This window comes from Mesorhizobium sp. M8A.F.Ca.ET.057.01.1.1 (genome assembly GCF_003952565.1).
Classification (GTDB): Bacteria; Pseudomonadota; Alphaproteobacteria; order Rhizobiales; family Rhizobiaceae; genus Mesorhizobium.
On sequence record NZ_CP034454.1, the window covers coordinates 1,113,362 to 1,135,287 of the forward strand.

Annotated in this window: 18 protein-coding genes and 3 pseudogenes; 12 read left to right on the forward strand and 9 right to left on the reverse strand. The window is 63.4% G+C overall.

Translation table 11 applies throughout. The annotated features are described in order from the left end of the window. Window positions 1-149: 149 nt before the first annotated feature. The 4 genes from EJ077_RS04870 to EJ077_RS04885 form a co-directional block, all read right to left on the reverse strand. Window positions 150-3,167 (reverse strand): caspase family protein, encoded by a 3,018-nt coding sequence (locus EJ077_RS04870; RefSeq protein ID WP_245458635.1) that lies wholly within the window; start codon window positions 3,165-3,167, stop codon window positions 150-152. Between the two features lie 11 nt (window positions 3,168-3,178). After that, window positions 3,179-3,847: a DUF4760 domain-containing protein gene (locus tag EJ077_RS04875; RefSeq protein ID WP_208700054.1), complete on the reverse strand. Its 669-nt coding sequence runs from the start codon at window positions 3,845-3,847 to the stop codon at window positions 3,179-3,181. Window positions 3,848-3,881: 34 nt separating this feature from the next. Next, a complete protein-coding gene (locus EJ077_RS04880; RefSeq protein WP_208700056.1) occupies window positions 3,882-4,262 on the reverse strand; it encodes a hypothetical protein in 381 nt (126 codons plus the stop codon). 114 nt (window positions 4,263-4,376) lie between these two features. Next, window positions 4,377-6,578, reverse strand: coding sequence for a caspase family protein (locus EJ077_RS04885; protein ID WP_245458636.1), 2,202 nt, complete (start codon window positions 6,576-6,578; stop codon window positions 4,377-4,379). A 244-nt stretch (window positions 6,579-6,822) separates the two neighbouring features. Here EJ077_RS04885 and EJ077_RS04890 point away from each other — a divergent pair, with 244 nt between their 5' ends. Further along, entirely contained in the window at window positions 6,823-7,227 is a 405-nt protein-coding gene (locus EJ077_RS04890; protein WP_208700060.1) for a Fur family transcriptional regulator, read from the forward strand. Between the two features lie 97 nt (window positions 7,228-7,324). On the opposite strand, the gene EJ077_RS04895 is transcribed toward EJ077_RS04890, so the two are convergent. Both EJ077_RS04895 and polA read right to left on the reverse strand, forming a co-directional pair. Continuing rightward, window positions 7,325-7,945: a LysE family translocator gene (locus EJ077_RS04895; protein ID WP_208700062.1), complete on the reverse strand. Its 621-nt coding sequence runs from the start codon at window positions 7,943-7,945 to the stop codon at window positions 7,325-7,327. Between the two features lie 12 nt (window positions 7,946-7,957). Continuing rightward, a pseudogene (polA, locus tag EJ077_RS04900) lies at window positions 7,958-10,909 on the reverse strand (DNA polymerase I). A 446-nt stretch (window positions 10,910-11,355) separates the two neighbouring features. Between polA and EJ077_RS04905 the strand changes: the two are divergent. The 6 genes and pseudogenes from EJ077_RS04905 (at window position 11,356) to EJ077_RS04930 (ending at window position 15,445) form a co-directional block, all read left to right on the forward strand. Further along, window positions 11,356-12,739: pseudogene (locus EJ077_RS04905) on the forward strand (M20/M25/M40 family metallo-hydrolase). 150 nt (window positions 12,740-12,889) lie between these two features. Continuing rightward, entirely contained in the window at window positions 12,890-13,510 is a 621-nt protein-coding gene (locus EJ077_RS04910; protein ID WP_208700065.1) for a ribonuclease D, read from the forward strand. Window positions 13,511-13,522: 12 nt separating this feature from the next. Next, window positions 13,523-13,726, forward strand: coding sequence for a hypothetical protein (locus EJ077_RS04915; protein ID WP_208700067.1), 204 nt, complete (start codon window positions 13,523-13,525; stop codon window positions 13,724-13,726). A 110-nt stretch (window positions 13,727-13,836) separates the two neighbouring features. Further along, a complete protein-coding gene (locus EJ077_RS04920; RefSeq protein WP_027056594.1) occupies window positions 13,837-14,091 on the forward strand; it encodes a GlsB/YeaQ/YmgE family stress response membrane protein in 255 nt (84 codons plus the stop codon). Between the two features lie 25 nt (window positions 14,092-14,116). Then, a complete protein-coding gene (locus tag EJ077_RS04925) occupies window positions 14,117-14,263 on the forward strand; it encodes a hypothetical protein (RefSeq protein ID WP_135914977.1) in 147 nt (48 codons plus the stop codon). Window positions 14,264-14,494: 231 nt separating this feature from the next. Continuing rightward, complete coding sequence (locus tag EJ077_RS04930) at window positions 14,495-15,445, forward strand: YncE family protein (RefSeq protein ID WP_245458637.1); 951 nt, start codon at window positions 14,495-14,497, stop codon at window positions 15,443-15,445. 42 nt (window positions 15,446-15,487) lie between these two features. On the opposite strand, the gene EJ077_RS04935 is transcribed toward EJ077_RS04930, so the two are convergent. Next, window positions 15,488-16,027, reverse strand: coding sequence for an inorganic diphosphatase (locus EJ077_RS04935; protein ID WP_208700069.1), 540 nt, complete (start codon window positions 16,025-16,027; stop codon window positions 15,488-15,490). Window positions 16,028-16,118: 91 nt separating this feature from the next. On the opposite strand from EJ077_RS04935, the gene EJ077_RS04940 reads away from it, so the two are divergent. The 3 genes from EJ077_RS04940 to EJ077_RS31860 all read left to right on the forward strand — a co-directional run bounded on the left by EJ077_RS04940 (window position 16,119) and on the right by EJ077_RS31860 (window position 18,996). Continuing rightward, window positions 16,119-16,328 carry a hypothetical protein gene (locus tag EJ077_RS04940; protein WP_127277475.1) on the forward strand — a complete coding sequence of 70 codons (210 nt, stop codon included), beginning with the start codon at window positions 16,119-16,121 and terminating at the stop codon, window positions 16,326-16,328. Window positions 16,329-16,508: 180 nt separating this feature from the next. Further along, window positions 16,509-18,779 (forward strand): transglycosylase domain-containing protein, encoded by a 2,271-nt coding sequence (locus EJ077_RS04945; RefSeq protein ID WP_208700071.1) that lies wholly within the window; start codon window positions 16,509-16,511, stop codon window positions 18,777-18,779. Between the two features lie 16 nt (window positions 18,780-18,795). Then, window positions 18,796-18,996: a hypothetical protein gene (locus tag EJ077_RS31860; RefSeq protein WP_245458825.1), complete on the forward strand. Its 201-nt coding sequence runs from the start codon at window positions 18,796-18,798 to the stop codon at window positions 18,994-18,996. Here EJ077_RS31860 and EJ077_RS04950 read toward each other — a convergent pair. After that, a pseudogene (locus tag EJ077_RS04950) lies at window positions 18,916-19,257 on the reverse strand (nuclear transport factor 2 family protein); the annotation flags it as partial. The gene EJ077_RS31860 and the pseudogene EJ077_RS04950 overlap by 81 nt on opposite strands. A 66-nt stretch (window positions 19,258-19,323) precedes the next feature. Between EJ077_RS04950 and EJ077_RS04955 the strand changes: the two are divergent. Further along, complete coding sequence (locus tag EJ077_RS04955) at window positions 19,324-20,076, forward strand: SDR family NAD(P)-dependent oxidoreductase (protein WP_208700073.1); 753 nt, start codon at window positions 19,324-19,326, stop codon at window positions 20,074-20,076. Between the two features lie 21 nt (window positions 20,077-20,097). On the opposite strand, the gene EJ077_RS04960 is transcribed toward EJ077_RS04955, so the two are convergent. Then, window positions 20,098-21,018, reverse strand: a complete 921-nt coding sequence (locus EJ077_RS04960; protein ID WP_208700075.1) for a zinc-binding dehydrogenase — start codon at window positions 21,016-21,018, stop codon at window positions 20,098-20,100. Between the two features lie 97 nt (window positions 21,019-21,115). Between EJ077_RS04960 and EJ077_RS04965 the strand changes: the two genes are divergently transcribed. Beyond that, window positions 21,116-21,925, forward strand: coding sequence for an AraC family transcriptional regulator (locus EJ077_RS04965; RefSeq protein ID WP_208700077.1), 810 nt, complete (start codon window positions 21,116-21,118; stop codon window positions 21,923-21,925). Window position 21,926 lies beyond the last annotated feature (1 nt).

Sequence of the window (21,926 nt, forward strand, 5' to 3'; positions counted from 1 at the left end):
CTCCCCCTCAAGGCGGGAGATTGGCAGTTTCGTCGCCGGCTCGTTCTTTGAAACGTCGATGATTGGCGAAGTCGCAGACAACAGCCGATCTCCCCCCTTGAGGGGGAGATGTCCGGCAGGACAGAGAGGGGGGACCGGGCGCAGAGGCCTCACGGCTCGGCCAACACGATGTTTTCCACGCCGCCGACATAATAGAACGGCTTCTGCTTCGAAGCGGTCAGCCGCACCACTTCGCGCGAGATGAAATCGGCGAGCCCCAACAGCGTCACGCCGCCGTCGGAGGTCCTCGCCTTGCCGCGCAGGCCTTCGAGGATCGAATAGGTGAATACGCCGTGGCCGAGCTCCGGCAATTCGGCGGCGGTGTTGTTGGCCGCGGTCGCTGAAAACACGACGATGCGCGCGTCCTGCGCGTCCTTTTCCAGGCGCGGATTGAAGGCGTTGGCGGCATGGCAGGTGTCGAGCAGCATGAAGCGCATGCCCTTGGCTCGCTCGACCGATTTCTGGATGTCGGACCAATCCACCAGCGAAGAGCGCTTCCAGCGCTCGGCATCCTGTTTGCGGCCATCGGTCGGGATGAAATAATAGTCCTCGTCGATGTTGATGCCGTGGCCGGCGACGAAGATGATGGTGGTGTCGTGCTCGCCGGGCCTGTCGAGGAAATCGGCGAGTTGGTCGTCGATCGCGTGCGAGTCCGGTTCCATGATGCTGTCGGCACTGGCGACGGTGTAGGTCTGCCTGGCCATGTCGGGGCTCTCGTCGAGTGCTTGGCGGTTGACCAGCACCAGCGATTCCATCGACGAGAACAGCGGTGCCGATTTCTGCGCAACCACTTTGAGAAACTCGGTGGCGTCGTCGACGGGGTAGCGCAGGTCGCAGGCATGGCCCGAACAGGCGTCGGTCAGGAACGGATATTTGTCGACGCCGATGACCGCGACATAGAGCTTGCCCTTGGCCTCGGCCTTCTCGGTTTTTCTTGCCAGCGCCGTCACGCTGCGCTCGGTCAGATAGCCGTATTCATTGGTGCCGGTGATGCGGATGGTGTTTTGGCCATCCTCGACCGGAACCTCGACGATGGTGTTGCTGCCGTCCACTGAGCGTGCGGTGACGTCGCCGACATTGCGGCTGTTCGAAAGGATCGAGAAGCCGGCGGCATCAGTGCCGGCCTCCTTGGCGCCTGATATCTCGACCGCGACGTAGCCGTCGCGGGCCTTGCTCTGGTCGTCGGCGAGGCGGATGCCGAACTCCGGCGGCTTGCGCTGGAGAAGCTTCCGCAACTCGTCGTCGACGCCGGGCCGCATCTCCTTGACCGCCTGCCTGGCGCTGCGCAGGATGATGGCGCGGCGCACCATTTCCGGGCTCCAGAGATATTTCTTCAACTGGCCGGCGCGGATGAAGCGGCCTTCATGGTCGCGGCCTTGGTTAACGTGCCAGCCGATCAGCTTGTCGCCCTCGTCGGAGGAATAGTAATAGCCCTGCGGCATCCAAGCGATCCATTGCGACCCGGCAAAGAACATCGACACGATCAGTTCGTGCGTCTTCAGGTTCCAGAGCCGGAGCGTCTGGTCGGCACTGCCGGTGACCAGCAGACTGGCCTTTTGCGAGGCGACCATGGCATTGACCTCGCCGGTATGGCCGGTGAATTCACCTGACACCCTGGCGGTCGCGGATTTGTATTCCAGCAGCGTGCCGTCATTGCCGCCGGTGATCAGGCCAAGCCCGTTGTCGATCAGCGTGAAGGCGGAATGGGCAAAGCCGTTGGTGGCGTCATTCTCGATCGCACGCACGACCTTGCCGCCATTGGCGATCTCCAGCACGGCGTTTTCCAGCGCGTCCTTGCCGCCGACCGTGGCGTGCAGCGACCACTGGCCGTCGGTCAGCGTGGCGCGGGCAAACGCGTTTGGCTCCGCCAGCGGCTGGGGGTCGTCGAAGAACCGCTCGGCGGTAGGCAGTTCCAGCTTCTTGTCCAGCGCGCCCATTTGTTCCGGGCAGGCGACGCGCTCGGGGCAGGGGTAGGCATCGCCCCAGGCGATGACGCCGTTCGCCGCGTCGATGCCGACCGCGGTCACCGGTTCACCCGATCCCTGCAGTAGGGCTTTGCGTTCTCCTGTCGCCGGGTCCCAGACCTGGATGGCGTTGCGTGTGCCGCCGGCGGTCGCCACCAGCGAGCCGTCGGCATTGACGGCGCTGGCATAGACGGTGCCGTCATGGCCGGCATAGTCGAGCAGCTTGTCGCCAGTGTCGGTGTTCCAGACGATGGAGCGGTGCTTGTCGGCGCAACGATAGCCGCACGAAGCCACCAGCCGCGAGCCTTTGGCGAAGGTCAGCGAGCCGACGAGGAAATCCTGCTTCGGCATGGCGCGCACCAGCGTGCCGTCAGCCGCACGCCAGAGCTGCACCTGCCCGTCCTTGCTGCCGGTGGCAAACAGACCGCCGTTCAGCGAAACGGCCAGCGCCATGACGCCGACATCCCGGAGCGGCTCGGCGTCAGCCGGCAATGCGATCTGCTCGCCCTTCGTGATGTCCCAGAGCCGGATGCCATTGTCCGTCGTCGTTGCGGCCAACCGGGTTCCCGCCGCGGCGAAAGCCAGTTTGTCGATATGCCAGGAATCGGCGTCGAGCTTTTTGTCCAGTGTCCATCCGGCTGTGGACTTGTCGTCCAGCTTCCAGAGATAGACGACGCCATCGGCGCCACCGGCAGCCAGCATCTTTCCATCGGGAGAGAAGGCAAGGTCATAGGTCGCGTAGTCGGCGGCCTTGAGCACGGCCTTCATCTTGCCGGTGGCGAAGTCAAACAGCCTGACGTCGCCATAGGGTGGCTTGTCGCCGAGACCGGCGCCGAAATAGCCGCCGGCGGCTATCGTCTTGCCGTCCGGCGAGACCGCTACCGCGAAGATCTTGCCGTCGTTGCCCTTGCCGAGATAGCCACGGATGGTGCGCAGGCTGACGCCGCTTTGCCAGTCCCAGATGCGGATGGTCTTGTCGTCGGAGGCCGAGACGAGGTTCTCGCCATCGGGCGTGAAGGCGAGATCGGTGACCCGCGCGCTGTGGCCGCCGGTGTCGAGATCAAGATGGAAATCCGGGGCGTCCTCGGCATGGGCGACCGACGCCGAGATCAGGGCTCCGGCCATGGCAAGCCAGAGGCAGGCACCTATGAGGCGGAAGCTCACCCTTGTCATCGTTATTTGGTTTCAGCCGACGGTTGCCCGCTGCGCACATAGGCCTCGATCGCCGTCGCGAAAGTAGGCGACCCGGCCTTGCGCTGCTTGTCGACATAGCCGGCAAAGTAACTCCAGAAGGAGACGGCATAGTCGCGGAAATAGGCGTCGGTCACCTTGCGCGAACACAGGTCGCCATCGACGCAGAAGGAGAGCCGGTTGAGGAAATAGACGATGCGGTCGAACTTCTCGCTGAAGTCGGCGAGCGGCATGTCGCCGCCGGAAGCGCTCATCGCCTCGATGCCGATACGTTGCCGGAATACCTGCTCCTCGGTCGGCGAAGGGTTGGCGCTGAGCAGATTGTCGTATTTGGAATTGAGGGCCGCGAGGCGATCCTTGAGTGCCCGTTGCGCCTGCTGATAATCCTTGGTCTCCCAAAGCTCGACCAGCGACATGGTCTGCTCGACGCGCTTCTGCTCCTGGTTGGCCAGGAACTGATAGACCGAGAATGCCAAGGTGAAGATGATGGCGAAGCGCACCAGCATGCCCGACCAGGCATAGACCAGCATGCGCCAGTCGCGGTCGGTGAAGGGGTTGCTTTCCTTCTTGATCTCATGACTGCTCAGCCACGGGAAGCCTTCGGTGGTTTCCGGCAGCGCCTGCTTCGCAGCCGCCTCCTTTGCCGGTGTCACTGCTGCTGCCTGCTTCGTCGTGCCCCCGGCTTCTTCATTTGCAGCTATCCAGTTCGATGGTGGCGGAGGGATCGAGCACCACGCCCGGCGCTTCGAGCTGCTTCTTCAGGCACGCCAGTTGCGGGCGCGAGACAATGAAATGCACGTCCGGTTCCGCCGGCGCCTTGTTCGGCGACGGCAAGGCTTCGACGATGCCGCGCGAGGCGCAGCCCGAGAGATCGACGACGATCGCGTCGCTGCTGGCCTTGGCAATCTGGTCGTACTGGTCGAGAAAACAGGTCGCCAGTTCCGAATTGATGATCACCTGCTTGGCGCAGAGGCCGCAGGCGTCCTGCGCCGACGCGTCGGCAACCAGCAGCAGGCCGGCGGCGATGCCGCCCACCGTGGCACTCCAGGAAAATACGCTATAGCTCACGAACCACCCCATCCATTGCGCCGGCCGCGTCATCTCCCGACGCTGCGGCTAAAAGTTTTCACCCCATCGTGCCGGCAGTGCAAGGCCTGGCCATGAACACCCCCGCCTGGATTCTCAGGCGCGCGGCACCGTCTCCATCGGGAAGATCATCACCGCTCCCTTCGGGCCGCTCTTGTCGGCAAGCCGCATCACCGATCGGGTCGACGGCGCCACGCCGATATCGGCAAGCATGTCGGAGAAGCTGGCGGAGCCTATCCCGCGCGTCATCGACGCGACACCGTCCTGCGCCAGAAAGCTCAGATCCTCCTTTTCGCTTTCCGGCGGCGCCTCGGTCAGCACCGCGATCATCCGCTCCATGCCGAAGCTGGTGTCGGTGAAGGCAAGCAACCCTTCCTCGACGGTAGCCTGCGGGGCGAGGCGCTCGGCAACGATGTGGGTGATCGAATAGTCGCTGCCGACATAGAGCACATTGATGTCGACCAGCTGGTCCGACCTGTTCTTCGCCAGCACATGCACCTCGTCGCCGGGCGAGACGCGTGGCACCACCGAGGCCTGCAACGGCTCCAGACCGTCCTTGTCGCGACGCTTGACCTGGAATTGCACGTCGACGTCCTCCGGCTTGTAGTCGAAGGCCGCCGCCAGCCTGGAAAGCCCGGTGGCGCGGAAGATGGTGCGCAAATTCCTCGCCGTCGCATCGACAAGCTTCTGGCGGTCGTCGGGGTGGATGATGATCAGCGGCGGCCTGCCGCCATCCTTCAAGGTCACGTCGCCCGAAGCCGGCAGGAACCACAGGGCCGGCTTGTCGGTCGCGTTCCCGTCGGCGCCGGCAATGGCATTCTCGCGCATCACCGCGAAGCGAAGTTCGGCGCTCTTGCCCGGATCGACCAGTTCGATGTTGAAGCCGGTCTCCTTGGCCGCTGCAAGTTCGTCGAGAACCGAATTGACGAGTGCCGTTTCCGTCTCCAATCCCTTGGTCGCGGCCGGCCGTGCAACGGCGAGCTTGTAGTCGACAGCGATCTCCGCCACCCGGGCATACGCATTGGCGGGGATATCGGCAACGTTGAGTGCGGGCTTCTTGTCGAAATCGACCGGCTTGACCCGGCTCTCCAGGTTCTTGGCCGATTCCACTTCGAGATAGCCGACGGCGTCGGATAGCGACGACAGCGCCGACGGCAGGATGGCGAGCTTGCTACCCGGCGTGAGGCGATGCAGCAGGCCGGCGCCGATCGTCGCCTCGCCGTCCTTGACGATAATGGGCCATTGCATGACCGCATCCGTCTTGTCGGTGCCGAACACGCGCGCGTCGAGTTCGCCTTCGAACAGCGGCGTTGGCCGGGTACGGCTGTCGGCCGAATATTGCTGCAGCACAGCCTGGCCAAGCTGGCGATAGGTAACGTTGGGGTTTTCGGCGAGTTTCGACAGTATGGTGAAAGTGAACAGGCCGAAGCGCGGCGCATCCGCCGTGCCTCTGGGCAGCGGCATCTCCGGCGTCGTCTCCACCGTCTGCGCGGCATAGAAGGCGACCAGCTTGCCCTTGGTGATTGGCTCGCCGCCAGTCGGCGTCAGGTTGAAGGCCGGTTTGCGCTGGCCATTCTCGTCGAGGCCGCGCGATGCGCTTGCGACGGTGTTGTCATACGCCTTGACGGCTGCCGCCCTGGCCGCCTCGTCGCCACCTACCAGGTCGGCGAACTCGACCTTGCGTTCCAGCTCGTCATCGACATCGACGGCGCGGGTGGCGGTGCCGGAATGGCAGCAGTCGAACACCGCCCAGACGAAGGCGCCCTTGTTGCGGATGGCATCGAGCGCATCGCCGATCTCGTTGTCGACCAGCGCGTTCGGAACGCCGGCATCCCTGTTGATCCACTTCTCGATGTCGACGGGCAGGAAAATTTCGTCGAGTCCGTCGGTCTCGTCGCCCTTGACCCTCTCGGGCTGCTGGGCGCCGTGGCCGGACAGATGCAGGTAGACGAAGTCGTCGCGCCGAACCTTGGCGGCGAGATCGGCCAGTGCCGTCTTGATCGCGGCATGGGTCGGCAAGCCCTTGGCGCCGGGCACGTCCTTGGCGAGCAGCGTGACGTTCTCGGGCGCGAAGCGCACTGGATCGGGGACGTTCTTCAGCAGGTATTCGTGCACCAGGCCGGCATCGTTCTTCGGCCCGATCAGCCAGTTTCTCTGCGGCAAGGCCGGATATTCGGTGCAGGCGACGAGCAGCGCATGGTAGGTGCGCGACGCGGCCAACGCCCGGAACGAAACCGTGCCGGCAGCCATCAGCGCGGACGTGCCGACAAGCAGCGTCCGGCGTGTCAATTTGATCATATTGCTTCCCCAAGCCCGATCGAATTTCCCAAGCGAGACCATCCTCGTCGAGGATTTTGGCAGTATTTTGAATGTCGCTCCGTCATCAAGCCTGCCATCACCAATGTGCCGGCATGTCATCGATCGGCTCGGGACAGCAACAGAAGAGTAGCAAAGAAGGCGGTTCGTCGCTATCTGAATGGGATCAGGCCGTTTGCGTGAACAAACAGCCTTGTGATGGCGTAGGGCAGGTTGGAACAGAACCATGGCGGCAAGGGATGTGCTGACGAAAAACCAGTTGTGCGTGCTCGAGAAACTCGAGACCGCCAGCGGGCCGCTCAGCGCCTACACCTTGCTTGATCAGTTGCGCGAGCGCGGTTTTCGGGCGCCGCTGCAGGTCTATCGGGCGCTCGACACGCTGGTAAAATCAGGCTTCGTGCATCGGCTGGAGAGCATCAACTCCTTCGTCGCCTGTGCCGAGCCGCACGACCACAGCCACTCGATGACCGCCTTCGCCATTTGCGACAGCTGCGGGCAAGTGACCGAAATGTCCGATCACGACGTCGACCACCGGCTGAACGAATGGGTCAACTCGACCGGCTTCGCCGCCAGGAAGGCGGTGATCGAATTTCGCGGGACGTGTGCGAAATGCAGCGCTGAGGCCGCCTAGTGCGGTTCAGTGTTGATAGAGTCTCTGACCCGCTCTAACTTCTTGTTTTTACGCAATTCCGAACGGAAAACCGCCACGCACTTTTCCTGGAATTGCTCTAACGCGCCGTCGACCAAGCAAACCAGAAGGCAACGAGCGCAAGCAGAGTCGAAAGCAGCCGTCGGCTGGTCCGTTCCAGCCGCGGATCGTCGAGGAACGGCTGCAGTGCTCCCGCCAATATGACAATCAGACCGTGGATGGCGGTCGCAACAGCCACATATGTCAGGGTTAGCACGACAGTCTGGCCAAGGACGGGTCGTTCCGCCTCGACGAATGTCGGGAGCACGGCGACATAGAAGACCGCGGCCTTCGGATTGAGGAGGTTGGTGACAAATCCGCGCGTGAAATATTTTCCGCCCGGTTTGCCACTATTGGTGACGAGATCAGTTCCAGCGGTCCAGCCCTCCCAGGCGAGATAAAGCAGGAACAGTATACCTGCCCAGCGGAGACCCTCGTAGAGCAAGGATGAGGCCTGAATGAGTTCGGCAACGCCCAAGGCGGCGATGCCACCGATAAACGCAAGGCCCGCTGCGATGCCTGCCACCGTGGCAAAGCCCGCACGCCGACCGTCACTGGCGGAAACCAGCGCCAGATAAGTCATATTCGGACCCGGCGTCAGTTCGATCAGCAGGGACGCCAGCGTGAAGGAGAGGAGTGTGCCTATCGAAAACGGCAGCATTTTCAACCGGCCTCAGTGCGCCTCGTCCCAGTTGTTGGCGGCACGGGCGTCGACATGCAGCGGCACCGACATCGAGACCGCGGGCATCGCGGCGTTTTCCATGACGTGGCGCACGACCGGGATCGTCGCCTCGACTTCCGCCTCGACCGTCTCGAAGATCAGTTCGTCATGCACCTGCAGGAGCATGCGGGCGGACAGCTTGGCCTTGTCCAAGGCTTCCTCCATGCGGATCATGGCGCGGCGGATGATGTCAGCGGCGGTGCCCTGCAGGCGGGCATTGATGGAGGCGCGCTCGTTGAAGGCGCGCAGTGACGGGTTCGACGACCTGATGTCGGGATAGTGGATGCGGCGGCCGAAGATCGTTTCGACAAAGCCGTGCTCGCGGGCATAGGCCTTGGTCTCCTCGATATAGTCGCGGATGCCGGGGAAGCGCTCGAAATATTTCTTGATATAGGCGCTCGCCTCCTCGCGCGGGATCGACAGCTGGTTGGCGAGGCCAAAGGCCGAGATGCCGTAGATAATGCCGAAATTGATCGCCTTGGCACGGCGGCGCACTTCCGACGGCATGCCCTCCACGGGCACGTTGAACATTTCAGACGCGGTGATGGCGTGGATGTCCGCGCCATCCGCAAAGGCCTGGCGCAATTGCGGGATTTCGGCGACGTGGGCGAGCACGCGCAGTTCGATCTGGCTGTAGTCGGCTGAAACCAGCCGGTGGCTCTTGTCGGTGATGAAGGCGGTCCTGATCTTGCGCCCTTCAGCCGTGCGCACCGGAATGTTCTGCAGGTTCGGGTCGGAGGACGACAGACGGCCGGTCGTCGTTGCGGCAAGCGCGTAGGAGGTGTGGACGCGCTTGGTGTCGGGATTGACGAAGCCGGGCAGCGCATCGGTGTAGGTCGATTTCAGCTTGGTCAGCTGGCGCCAGTCGACGATCTTGCGCGGCAGTTCGTGACCTTCGGCGGCGAGATCTTCGAGCAGCTGCGCCGAGGTCGACCACTGGCCGGTCTTGGTCTTGGAGCCGCCGGGCAGCCCCATGCGGCCGAACAGGATGTCGCCGAGCTGCTTGGGCGAGCCGATGTTGATGCGCTCGCCGATGAGCTGGTAGATTTCCTCTTCCAGCCGGGCCGCACCTTGCGCCAGTTCCCCCGACAGCCGGGACAGGATCTGCCGGTCGACCGAGATACCGCGCTGTTCCATGCGCGCCAGCACCGGCACCAGCGGCCGCTCCAGGCGTTCATAGACCGAGACCAGTCCCTTGGCGGCAAGCCGCGGCTTCAGCACCAGCCACAGCCGCAACGTCACGTCGGCATCTTCGGCGGCGTGAGCGGTCGCCCTGTCGATGTCGACCTGGTCGAAACCGACAGAGCTCTTGCCGGAACCGGTCACGTCCTTGAGTTGAAGGGGGTATGGCCAAGCCATTTGTCGGCAAGGGCATCCATGCCGTGGCCATGGGGGGTGCCGGCGTCGAGCACGTAGGAGATCAGCATGGTGTCGTCGAAGGGTGCGACATCGACGCCGTAGCGGCTCATGATGACCAGATCATATTTCAGGTTCTGCGCGATCTTGAGGACCGATCCGTCCTCAAGCAGTGGTTTCAGCACCGCCAGCGCCTCGCGAAGCGGGATCTGGTTTTCGAGCATACCGCCGCCGAGCAGGTCGCCATTGCCGCTCTTGTGGGCGAAGGGGATGTAGGCGGCGCGGCCGGGCGCCGTGGCCATTGCCATGCCGATCAGTTCGGCCTGCATCGGATCGGTCGAGGTGGCCCTGACGTCGAAGGCCGCGATACCGGCCTCCCGCGCCTCGGCGACCCAGGCTTTCAGCGTCGCGATATCGCGGATGCACTGATAGGCCAAGGTATCGATCTTGGCGGTCGCCGCGCCCTCCAGCCGCAATGCGGCCAGGAGGGAAGGGGTGTCACCTTTTTTTGGCGTCTCCGTCTCGGCTTCAGCGGCCTGGCCCGGCTCGGTGGCCGCCCCGTTTCGGGCGACGGGCGGCGTTCCGGCCCCGACGTCGGGCCATGTGCGTTGTCGGCGCGTTCGACGGTCACCGCGACGGCCTGGACGTCGCCGGCCTCCGTGCCGGTCGCTTCCGCCACGCGGCGGGTCAGCGAGGTGAATTCCATGGTCTTGAGGAAGCCGATCAGCTTCGGCCCGTCGGGAGCATGCAGCACGAAATCGTCCAGTCCCTCGGCCACCGGCACGTCGTTCTTCAGCGTCACCAACTGGCGCGAGATGCGTGCCTTGTCAGCGTTGGCGATGATCGATTCCCGCCTTTTCTCCTGCTTGATCTCGCCGGCTCGGGCGAGCAATCCATCGAGATCGCCGAACTGCTCGAGCAGTTGCGCCGCGGTCTTTGGCCCGATGCCGGGCACGCCAGGCACATTGTCGACGGAGTCGCCGGTCAGCGCCTGCATGTCGATCATCTTTTCGGGCGGCACCCCCATTTCTCGATGACTTCAGGGATGCCGATCTGGCGATCCTTCATCGGGTCGTACATGCCCACCGTGTCGCCAACCAGTTGCATCAGGTCCTTGTCGGAGGAGATGATGGTGGTGTCGCCGCCGGCCTCGCAGGCCAGCCGGCAATAGGTGGCGATAAGATCGTCGGCCTCGAAGCCTTCCATCTCGACGCAAGGCAGGTTGAACGCCCTGGTTGCCTGGCGGATCAGGCCGAATTGCGGGATCAGATCCTCGGGCGGCGCCGAACGGTTGGCCTTGTATTCGGGATAGAGGTCGTTGCGGAAGGTTTTCGAGGAATAATCGAAAATGACGGCGAAATGCGTCGGCACAATGCCCACATCGGTGTTGCGGGCATCCTGCATCAGCTTCCACAGCATGTTGCAGAAGCCGGAAACGGCACCAACCGGCAGGCCATCGGACTTGCGGGTCAGCGGCGGCAGTGCGTGATAGGCCCGGAAGATGTAGCCAGAGCCGTCAATGAGGAAGAGATGATCGCCTTTTTTCATGCCGGCAGGGATAGCGCGGCGCGGTGGCTTGGTCCATGCCAAAGACATCGCCAGATAGAGGTTCCGTCAACACCCTGACAGATCGGGTGACGGATCAGGACCCTGACAGATCGGAGTTATTCAGCACCGCTCACGGCTACGTTACAAAAGTGTAACGTAGACGCCCTTGAATCGCCACGTTCAGAGACCCAAATACACCTCATCGGCAGTTTTCGCCGAAGTCCGGAGCAAGGCCCGTCCCCGCCTATACCGGACACCTGCGGCAGCCTATCCCCCTCTCCGGGCTGCCGCATCGTTTCGAGTAAAAGACCGCCGTGGTTCCCCCTCCACCACGGCGGTCTTTTTTGCCTGCGGCCGCCGTAGCGGGCCGTGGTCCAATCGTCTCGGGCTTTTCGTTTCGCCGCTCTGCCTTTACGGTTCCGGCACTGAATCGAAAGGCTTGCCAGATGTCCGCAATTTCCCCCGTCCTCGACCGTCTCGACAAAAATCTCGATCAGAGCCTGGAACGGCTCTTCGGCCTGCTCGGGATCAAGTCGATCTCCACCGATCCAGCCTACGCCGCCGACTGCCGCAAGGCGGCGGAATGGCTGGTCGGGGAACTCAAGGTGATCGGTTTCGACGCCAGCGTGCGCGACACGCCTGGACATCCGATGGTGGTCGCGCATCATGACGGGCCGGCGGGCGCGCCGCATGTGCTCTTCTACGGCCATTATGACGTGCAGCCGGTCGACCCGATCGAACTGTGGGAAAACGACCCCTTCGCCCCGCGATCAAGGAGGTCGGACCTGGTCACAAGGTCATCACCGGGCGTGGCTCGGCCGACGACAAGGGCCAGTTGATGACCTTCGTCGAAGCCTGCCGTGCATGGAAACAGGTGCACGGCAGTCTGCCGTGCCGCGTCACCATCCTGTTCGAAGGCGAAGAGGAATCCGGGTCGCCCTCGCTGAAGCCGTTCCTCGAGGCCAATGCGGAGGAACTCAAGGCCGACTTCGCGCTGGTCTGCGATACCAGCATGTGGGACCGAGACACGCCGTCGATCTGCGTCGGGCTGCGCGGTCTGGTCGGCGAGGAGATCACGGTGAAGGCCGCCGACCGCGATCTGCATTCGGGCCTCTATGGCGGGGCTGCAGCCAACCCGATCCGCATCCTGGCCAAGGTGCTGGCCGACATCCACGACAAGGACGGTCATATCACCATTCCGGGCTTCTATGACGGTGTCGAGGAAACGCCCTCGCAGGTGCTGAAATCATGGGAGACACTGGGCGAGACGGCCGAGACATTCCTCGGACCTGTCGGCCTCTCGATCCCGTCGGGCGAAAAGGGCCGCTCGGTGCTGGAACTGACCTGGGCGCGGCCGACCGCCGAGTTCAACGGCATCATCGGCGGCTACACCGGCAAGGGATTCAAGACTGTCATCGCGGCGGAAGCCTCGGCCAAGGTTTCGTTCCGCCTTGTTCACAAGCAGGATCCAAAGAAGATCCGTGCAGCCTTCCAGAAATTCGTCGAGGAGCGCATCCCGGCCGATTGTTCGGTCGAATTCCATGCCCATGGCGGCTCACCGGCAATCCAGCTTTCCTACGACTCGCCCTTCCTGGCCAAGGCCAAGATCGCGCTCTCGGACGAATGGCCAAAGCCCGCGGTGACGACCGGCAGCGGCGGCTCCATTCCGGTGGTGGGCGACTTCCAGACCTATCTCGGCATGGAATCGCTGCTGGTCGGCTTCGGCCTCGATGACGACCGCATCCATTCGCCCAACGAGAAATACGAGCTCAGCTCCTTCCACAAGGGCAGCGCTCATGGGCGCGCATTCTGGATGCTCTGACGCGGTAAGGCGGACGACGCTGGACGGCGGAAAAATCAACTTTCTGTTGATTTTTTCGCCGATCACGGCGAGGACGGGTCGACAGCGCAATGTGTTGGAGCGCGTGTGCGCTTCTTCGATGGATGCGCGACGCCGAAGGCCGCGACCCGGAGAAGACGATGAGCGATATCCGCTTCCATAAAAACGATCTGCCTGACCTTTCCCGCTACAATGTCGCGGCGGTGGCCATCGATACGGAAACGCTCGGCCTCAACCCGCACCGCGACCGGCTCTGCGTGGTGCAGATTTCGCCTGGCGACGGCAGCGCCGATGTCATCCAGATCGCGCCGGGCCAGAAGAAGGCGCCGAACCTTGTCAGCCTGTTGAGAAACCGCACGATCACCAAGCTGTTCCACTACGGTCGCTTCGATCTCGCCGTGCTCTACAATGCGTTTGGCGTAATGCCCGAGCCGGTGTTCTGCACCAAGATCGCCTCGCGGCTGACACGCACCTACACCGACCGGCACGGGCTGAAGGACATTTGCTTCGAGCTTCTCGGCGTTGGCTTGTCCAAGGCGCAGCAATCGTCGGATTGGGCGGCCGAAACGCTGTCGCCCGAGCAACTCGAATACGCCGCCTCGGACGTCCTCTATCTGCATCGGTTGCGCGACGTGCTGGCCGGTCGGCTGGCGCGCGAGGGGCGCACGAAGGAGGCGGACGCCTGTTTCCGCTTTCTGCCGACCCGGTCCAAGCTTGACCTGATGGGCTGGGCCGAAGAGGATATCTTCGCTCATAGCTGAAAAAGGGATGAGATGGCTGACAGAAAGCCGATATCGACCGCGCCGACCGACGGCTCCAAGGTCACCGTCACCTGGAAGGACAGCGATGGCGTCCTCAATGAATCCATAGCGCAATACCGCGACGGCGGCTGGTGGGTCTACACCGACAGCCACACCCTGAAGAAGGTCGAGCCGACCAGCTGGCGGCCCACTGCCGGCGACGACGACGACCAGTGAGCGCGCCGCTGGCTAGGCCGGGTGCTTTCGCATAGCCTGAAGCCGTTGATATCGGGGCCGATTCGGAGCCTTCCGCTCCGCGTTCGCCCGCTTGCTCGGAGGAAACCGCTATGGGTGTCGAAAGCCTTCTCGTCTTCATCATCATTGGTGCCATCGCCGGCTGGCTCGCCGGTCTCATCGTTTCGGGTTTCGGCTTCGGCCTGATCGGCAACATCATCGTCGGCATCGTCGGCGCGTTCATCGCCGGCTGGCTGTTCCCACGGATCGGCTTCTCGATCGGCGGCGGCATCATCGCCTCCATCATCCACGCCACGATCGGCGCCATCATCCTTCTGGTTCTGGTCAAGGTTCTGAAACGAGCCTGAGGCTCGGCACGACAAAGGGCGCGCCATGAAGCAGAACACACTCTATCTCATCATTGGCGCGCTCATCGTCGTGGTCATCGCGCTGGGCGTCTACGTCTACCGCGAGCAGACCAGGCCGAAAGGCGTCGAACTCAAGATCGACGACAAGGGCATTTCGATCCAGCAGAACTGAGCCTGCGATCGGGTTGGGATGTCGTTTGATTCTCCGGATGGCGGGCAGCCTTTGATCGACAAGCGCGACGGGCATGGTTGGCGACCCGAAATCCAGGGACTGCGCGGGGGTTCGTCAATGGTCCGGGTCTGCAAGACGGATCTTTCAAAGCTCGATCTCGACGGGAGTTGCACGAGGATACGTCCGGTCGCGTTCAAGGCCAGCCAAGCCGTTCGGGCGGCGCTTTCGGCCATGGGACGCACCGAGGATCTGCGCTTTTCGCCCAGCAACCGGCTGCTGGCGATCGCGGCCTTCGCGCGCAAACGCTGCCTGCTCCTGCGTATCGATGTCGAGATGCGGCCCGACGGTCCAGACATTACCATCCATGATTTCATGGAACTGAGGTCGGACGACATCGGCGAGGTCCATGGCCTCGACTTCATCGATGACAAGACCCTGGTGGTTGCCAACCGCGATGGGGAGCTTGCGATCTTTGCCCTGCCCGTGGAAAGCATGGCGGGCCAGCATCGGGAGATCACCGCGTTTCGGCGGATTGACGGCAAGCCTTTCTGCAAACTCAGGACACCCGGCTCGGTTGTCGTCCGCCGCGAGTCCGGCGGCCGCGTCAGCCTGCTGGTCTGCAACAACTATACGCATGTGGTCACGCGGCACGTGGCCATCCGCTGGCTTGGCCATCGGACGGTCAGGAACCAGCCATTGCTCAGCAACGGTCTCGACATACCCGACGGCATAGCAATCAGCCATGACGGTCGATGGATTGCCGTCAGCAGCCATGGCACCAGGGATGTGAAGCTTTATCGGATGTCCTCATCGCTTGGGCCGAAGAGTGAGCCTGTCGGCATCCTGCAGGACGCGGGCTTTCCACATGGCCTTCGCTTCACCGGGGATGACCGGCATATGCTCGTGGCCGATGCCGGCAGCCCCGCGGTGCATGTCTATGAACGCGGCGACGGCTGGACGGGGCGCCGCGGCCCTGTGCGTTCGGTCGGCGTGCTCGACGAGGAGACCTTCCTGCGGGGCAGGGCCAGCGTCGAGGAAGGCGGCCCCAAGGGTCTCGACATCGACCGCTCGAACAGTGTCGTTGCGGTTACTTGCGAGGAGCAGGCGCTGGCCTTCTATCCGCTGGCGTCGATTGTCGGAAAGACAAGGTCGGGGATCGAGCCAGGCGTGGCGCGCCGGTAGGCACCTAATCGATCGGAACAAAGCACCAGAAAATGGCCATGCTTACTTGCGTAGCCTGGCGGCAAAGGCCTTCATGCCCTTCTTGATTGCCCTGCGCGCATCACCGGCATCCTGCCAGCCTTTGAACTTGATGGTTTTGCCGGTGCCAAGCACTGACGACAGAAAGAACTGTTCGATCTCGCGCCTGAGATGCTCGGGCACGCGGTCGGCGGCCACGGGCTCGTCCTCAGCATCCTCCTTGTGAGGACAGAAGACGTAACGGTCGTTGCGCAGGGCCTCGCCGCCGTGATCCTTCTGCTTGACCCGCAGCGCACCCAAAAGGTTGCATTTGATGACGGTGCCGGGACCCGTGGCGGCCTGATGGATGACTAGCCCATCCAGTGGATCGCCATCGTCCCCCAATGTGGAGGGAATAAAACCCCAGTCGTAGGGGTAGGTCATTCCGACGGGTAAAGGGCGGACATAGCCGAATACCTGGGTAGCCGGCTCATAGGCTACTTTGGCTGCGGCACCGCGCGGGGTTTCGATGACGACCCTGACAAGGCCCTTCGTCGTCGTCGGCAGCTTGAGGTAGTCGGGCATGAAGCGCCTCTGTCGCGTTCCGGGTTGATCCGGGGTGGAACTCCAAGGCGCAATGAATGTTCCCAAGATCAGGCCGAGGAGATTTCAGGGCATGACAAAAGCTTCTTTGCACTTGCTCAAGGGCGTGGGCTATCTGATCTCAACCCTGAGCGTCGTGCTGCTGGCCATCGTCAGTTGGTCAAGCGCTTCCAAAAGCCCGCTGCTGACCACCTGTCTGCTTGTCGGCGCGGCGGCTTCGATTGCCGGCATGTTCTGCCGATGGCTGACCTATGAGATCGAAAAACGTAGGGAAGGCAAATAAGGCGCGTTGCGGCCTGCGTAAGCCGGCTGTCATCCGGCCACCAAGACCGGCGGCAACAGGATTAACAAATTCCTAACAAAATTCAAAGGCTTGGCCGAAGGCCTGCTTAACCCGCCCTTAAATCGCCGCATCTACTCTTCAACCCGAGCGCCATTGGCACCGGGGATATCAGCGCAGCGCATGGCGAACCGCAGAGACAGCCGCATCGAGCCCAGCTTCGAGGGACCGCCACGGGCGAAACCCCAGGCGGGTCTTTCGGTGAGCGAGGAGGACCGCGTCGTGCCGAGCAACCGCAAAGCCTCCGCCAAACGCAAATCATCGAAGGGGAAATCGGCCCGGGGAAGGCGCGGTGGAAGCGGGCGCGGCCTGGTCGGGGTGCTCGGCCGGCTGTTCTACTGGTGCTTCGTGCTGGCGATCTGGGGCGGCATCGCTGTCGCCGGCGTGGTTATCTACTACGGCGCCAAGATGCCGGCGGCCACCACCTGGTCGATCCCGGACCGTGCGCCCAACATCAAGATCGTCTCGGCCGATGGCCAGTTGCTGGCCAATCGCGGCATGAGCGGCGGCGAGGCGGTCGGCCTGCATGAAATGTCGCCCTATATCCCGGCAGCCGTCATCGCCATCGAGGACCGCCGGTTCTACTCGCATTTCGGCGTCGATCCGATCGGCCTGTCGCGCGCGATGGTCACCAATCTGCTCGGACGCCACTTCTCGCAGGGCGGTTCGACGCTGACCCAGCAATTGGCGAAAAACCTGTTCCTGAAGCCCGATCGCACCTTGGAGCGCAAGGTGCAGGAGGTGCTGTTGTCGCTGTGGCTGGAGCACAAGCACAGCAAGGACCAGATCCTCGAAATGTACCTCAACCGGGTCTATTTCGGCTCCGGCGCCTATGGCGTCGAGGCGGCCTCGCGCCGCTATTTCGGCAAAAGCGCGCGCGACGTCACCTTGTCCGAGGCAGCGTTGCTGGCCGGCCTGTTGAAGGCGCCGTCGCGGCTGTCGCCGGCGCGCGACCCCAAGGCGGCCGAGGAGCGGTCGCAACTGGTGCTCGCCGCGATGCGCGAGGAAGGCAGGATCAGCGAGAAGGAACTGAAGACGGCGCTCAGCGCGCCGGCGACGCGCTCGCCGTCCTACTGGACCGGCTCGGAAAACTATGTCGCCGACACGATCATGGAAGAACTGCCCGACCTGATCGGCGACGTGCGCGGCGATATCGTCATCGACTCTACCGTCGATCTGAACCTGCAGAAACTCGCCGAACAGTCGATCCGCCGGCTGATCGACGACAGCGGCAAGAAGCTCAACGTCACCCAGGGCGCCTTGGTATCGATCGACGATTCCGGCGCGGTGCGCGCCATGGTCGGCGGCTACGACTATTCGACCAGCCAGTTCGACCGCGCCTCCGAGGCGCGCCGGCAGCCTGGCTCGGCGTTCAAGCCGTTCGTCTACATGGCGGCGCTCGAGGCTGGCCGTACGCCCGACAGCGTGCGTAACGACGCGCCGATCAAGATCGGCAACTGGACGCCCGACAATTACGGCGGCAAGTACTTTGGCAAGGTGACGCTGGCGACGGCGCTGGCGAAATCGCTGAACTCGGTGGCGGCGCAGCTGGCGATGGAAGTCGGGCCGAACGCAGTGGTGGAAGCCGCGCACCGCATGGGCATCCAGTCCGACTTGCAGGCCAACACCTCGATCGCGCTCGGCACCTCCGAGGTGACGCCGCTGGAATTGACCTCGGCCTATGTGCCGTTCGCCAATGGCGGCTACAAGCCCGACATCCATTTCATCCGCCGTATCACCTCGGCCGACGGCAAGGTGCTCTATGACAGCGGCGGCAGCGGCAGCGCGCCGCGCGTGATCAAGCCCGAGATCGTCGGTATGATGAATTCGATGATGACCGGCACGGTCGAGGTCGGCACCGCCAAGAAGGCGGCCTTCGCCTGGCCGTCTGCCGGCAAGACCGGCACCAGCCAGAATTCGCGCGACGCCTGGTTCGTCGGCTACACCGCCAATCTCACCACCGGCGTGTGGTTCGGCAATGATGACGGCACGGCGATGAAGAAGGTCACCGGCGGCGCGCTGCCGGCGCAGGCCTGGCACGAATTCATGGTCGCCGCGCATGAGGGCGTGCCGGTGAGGCCGCTGCCCGGCACCTGGAAATCGACGCCTGCCGACACGGTGGTGCCCGACGAGATACCCTCCGCCAACAACAACCAGCAGGCGCCAGTGCCCCGGGCCCCGGTCGGCCAGTCCGCGCCAGTCGCAGCTTCGCCAACCGGACAGCCGGCGGTGCGTGCGCCCCGTCCCGCGCAGACGGTCGACGCGGACGACTTCGATATGCCGAGCGATTCCGGCACCACAGCGTCCGTCGGGCATCCGGTGCCGCCCGGCAGCGTTGGCGGTCCGCTGAAGAAGAAGCAGACCTCGATCCTGGATATTCTGGGCGGCGGCTGAACGGGCGCTTCTCTATTTGCGTCTTCGGCTGGGCGCGGCCGAGCAGTTTGCTGTCGAAGGCCAGCTTGTCGCTGTGGATCTTGCCGCCACTGACGGTGAGATGTTTCGCGCAGGACAGCGCGCCGGACGACTTTGTCATCAGATCGTACATCAGCAGTGCCTGGTGTTCGTCGCCGAAGGCGGCGATCATGCGCATGCCGGTCACATCCTGCGATAGTTTCGTCAGGCCTTTCAAATAGGGCTCCTTGCCGGTCGACTGCTGCATCGGTCCGTCGAAGACGACATCGTCGGCGACGAAGGATGCTGCCTTTTCGAGATCGTGGCCCGTCCATGCCCTGGTAAAGGCGGTGGCGATATCGAGTGGTGTTGTCTGTGTCATGGCTCTTGTCCTGACTGGCTGGCAGAGCCCCGCGCCCGCATCTTTCTCGTGTCGAACCAACGGCGTGCCTGCTGGGCGGTTCCGTACGCAAGGGCGCATGGTGACATTTCGGCCTCTCGCCACCTTGGCGGTGTTCGGCTACATGTCGAGCCCGGAGACCGCGACATGGCTGAACTCGACACCAGAAAAACCATCGTGCTGACCGGCGCCAGCCGGGGCATCGGCCATGCCACCGTCAAGCGCTTCTCGCGCGAGGGATGGCGCGTCATCACCTGTTCGCGCCAAGCGTTCGCCGAGGATTGCCCGTGGCCGGCCGGCCCGGAAGATCACATCAAGGTCGATCTCGCCGACCAGGAAGATGTCGGCATCGCCGTCTCCGAGATCCGCCACCGGCTCGAGGCGCATGGCGGCCAGTTGAACGCGCTAGTCAACAATGCCGGCATTTCGCCCAAGCTCAAGGACGGCAACAGCCGCATGAACTCGATCGATACGCCGATGCATGTCTGGCGCGACGTGTTCCAGGTGAATTTCTTCGCACCGATCATGCTCGCGCGGGGGTTGTTCAAAGAGTTAGCCGCCGCCAAGGGTTCGATCGTCAACGTCACCTCGATCGCCGGCACTCGCGTCCATCCCTTCGCCGGCACGGCCTATGCGACGTCGAAGGCCGCACTAGGCTCGCTGACGCGCGAGATGGCGCATGATTTCGGCCCGCACGGCATCCGCGTCAACGCCATCGCGCCGGGCGAGATCGACACCGCGATCCTGTCGCCAGGCACCGACAAGATCGTCGAGACCATTCCGCTCAGGCGGCTTGGCACCACGGCGGAAGTCGCCGACATCATCTTCTTCCTGTGCTCGGCCCAGTCGTCCTATGTGTCCGGCTCTGAAATCCACATCAATGGCGGCCAGCACGTGTGAACTGGTCGAGCCAAGGTCTGCTCATCCGGTCAGGGTGAGAACGGCCTTGCCGCTGAAGCTTCGCTGGCGCAGTGCGTCCAGGGCTTGTCCGATCTCCGTCCACGGCACGGTCATAGCCACGCGGGTTTCCAGCCGTCCGGCGGCGACCAGGGCGAGCAGCGTGGCGATATCCGCGCCGATGGCGGAACCGGACGTGTAGTAGGCGAATGTCTGAAGCCTCGCCCCCTCGTGGCCCGGAACGAACTGACGGAATCCAACCGGCGTGAGTTCGCCGCTGCTCGAACCGAAGATGACGATTGTCCCGCCAGGCGCGACGCGTTCGATCGCGCGTGCGAGGCTTTTGCCGCCGACCGACTCGGTGATCAGCGAAAACGGTCCCTCGGCCTGCTCGATCGACTCGACAATCTGATCGGCTCCCAATCCGCGCAGATCCTCGTGGTGCCGGGCCGCGGCGATGGCGGTCACCAACGCACCCAGCTCGCGGGCGATCTGGATCTGGAAGCGACCGACGGCACCGCTTGCACCGGTGATCAGGGCCTTTAGGCCGGCCAGGTCACCGCCATGACGCAAAGTCCTGAGCGCCGTCGTGCCCGCCACGGGGAGCGTGGCTGCCGAGACGAAGCTGACCTCATCCGATAGGACTGCGAGACGGTCGGTTGAAACGGCGACCCGTTCGGCCCAGCCGGCCTGGTCGACCAAAGCCGCGACCCGGGTGCCCGCAGCCGGACCGGAGCCATCGGCGGCCGCGCGTTCGACAATTCCAACGATGTCCTGGCCGGGTATCCAGCCGTTCGGACGGATGGTGAGCAGGCGCAGTTCACCCCGGTTCAACGAGGTTGCGTGGACGGACACGAGCGCTTCGTCCGCGAGGGGCCGAGGTTCTTCCACCTCGGCGAGCCTGAGCCGCGTGGCGCTGTCGGAAGATATGACTAAGGCGAGCATGTCTACGTACCGTTCTTGCTGGAGGCCGGACCTTACTGGCTTTCGCAGCTTGAAGAATTTAGCTATCATGGAATTTAATCGCTAAAAGCAGTCGATCATGAGACAGCCTCTTCGCTACCCATGGCTCAATTTCGATGTCGATGATGTGCTAGCGCCAGCCATCGCCGTTCGTGTCGACGTCACCGAAACCAGAGCGGAGGTGCCCGCCCATTGGCACCGCAAGGGCCAGCTCGTCTTTACGCTCGGAGGCGGCGTCACATGCCGTGTTCCGAGCGGCCTGTGGATGGTGCCGCCGCATTGCGGGGTATGGATCCCCGGTTCCATGGAGCATAGCAACATCGCGACGGCCAATGCCCGGATCTTCTTCGTATATATCGAGCCGGGAGCCGCCGAATTGCCGGACCGGTGCTGCACGCTCTCGATCTCGCCGCTGTTGCGCGAACTGATCGTCGAGCTGTCCGACAGCGTGCAGGACGACAAGGCAAGGGATGAGCTCCTGACCAAGACCCTGCTTGCCGAACTGCCGCGCATGCCTGTCCAGCAACTGCATCTGCCGATTTCAGCCGAGCCGCGATTGAGGCGGATCGCCGAGGCGTTGGCGCAGGACCCCGCCGATCGCAGCACGTTGGCGCAATGGGCCAATCGCGTTGCGCTCAGCGAAAGCAGTCTGGCGCGTCTCGTCGTCAAGGAGACTGGCTTGAGCTTCGGGCGCTGGCGCCAGCAATTGCACCTGATCGTCGCCATTCGCGAGCTGGCCTCGGGTGCGAGTGTGCAGCAGGTCTCGGGCGATCTCGGCTATGGCTCGGTCACCGCCTTCATCACCATGTTCAAGAAGGCGCTTGGCAAGCCTCCGGCAAAATACCTCGGCAGCGTCGCGCAAAACGGCGGTTCAGCATTCGTGGCATGAT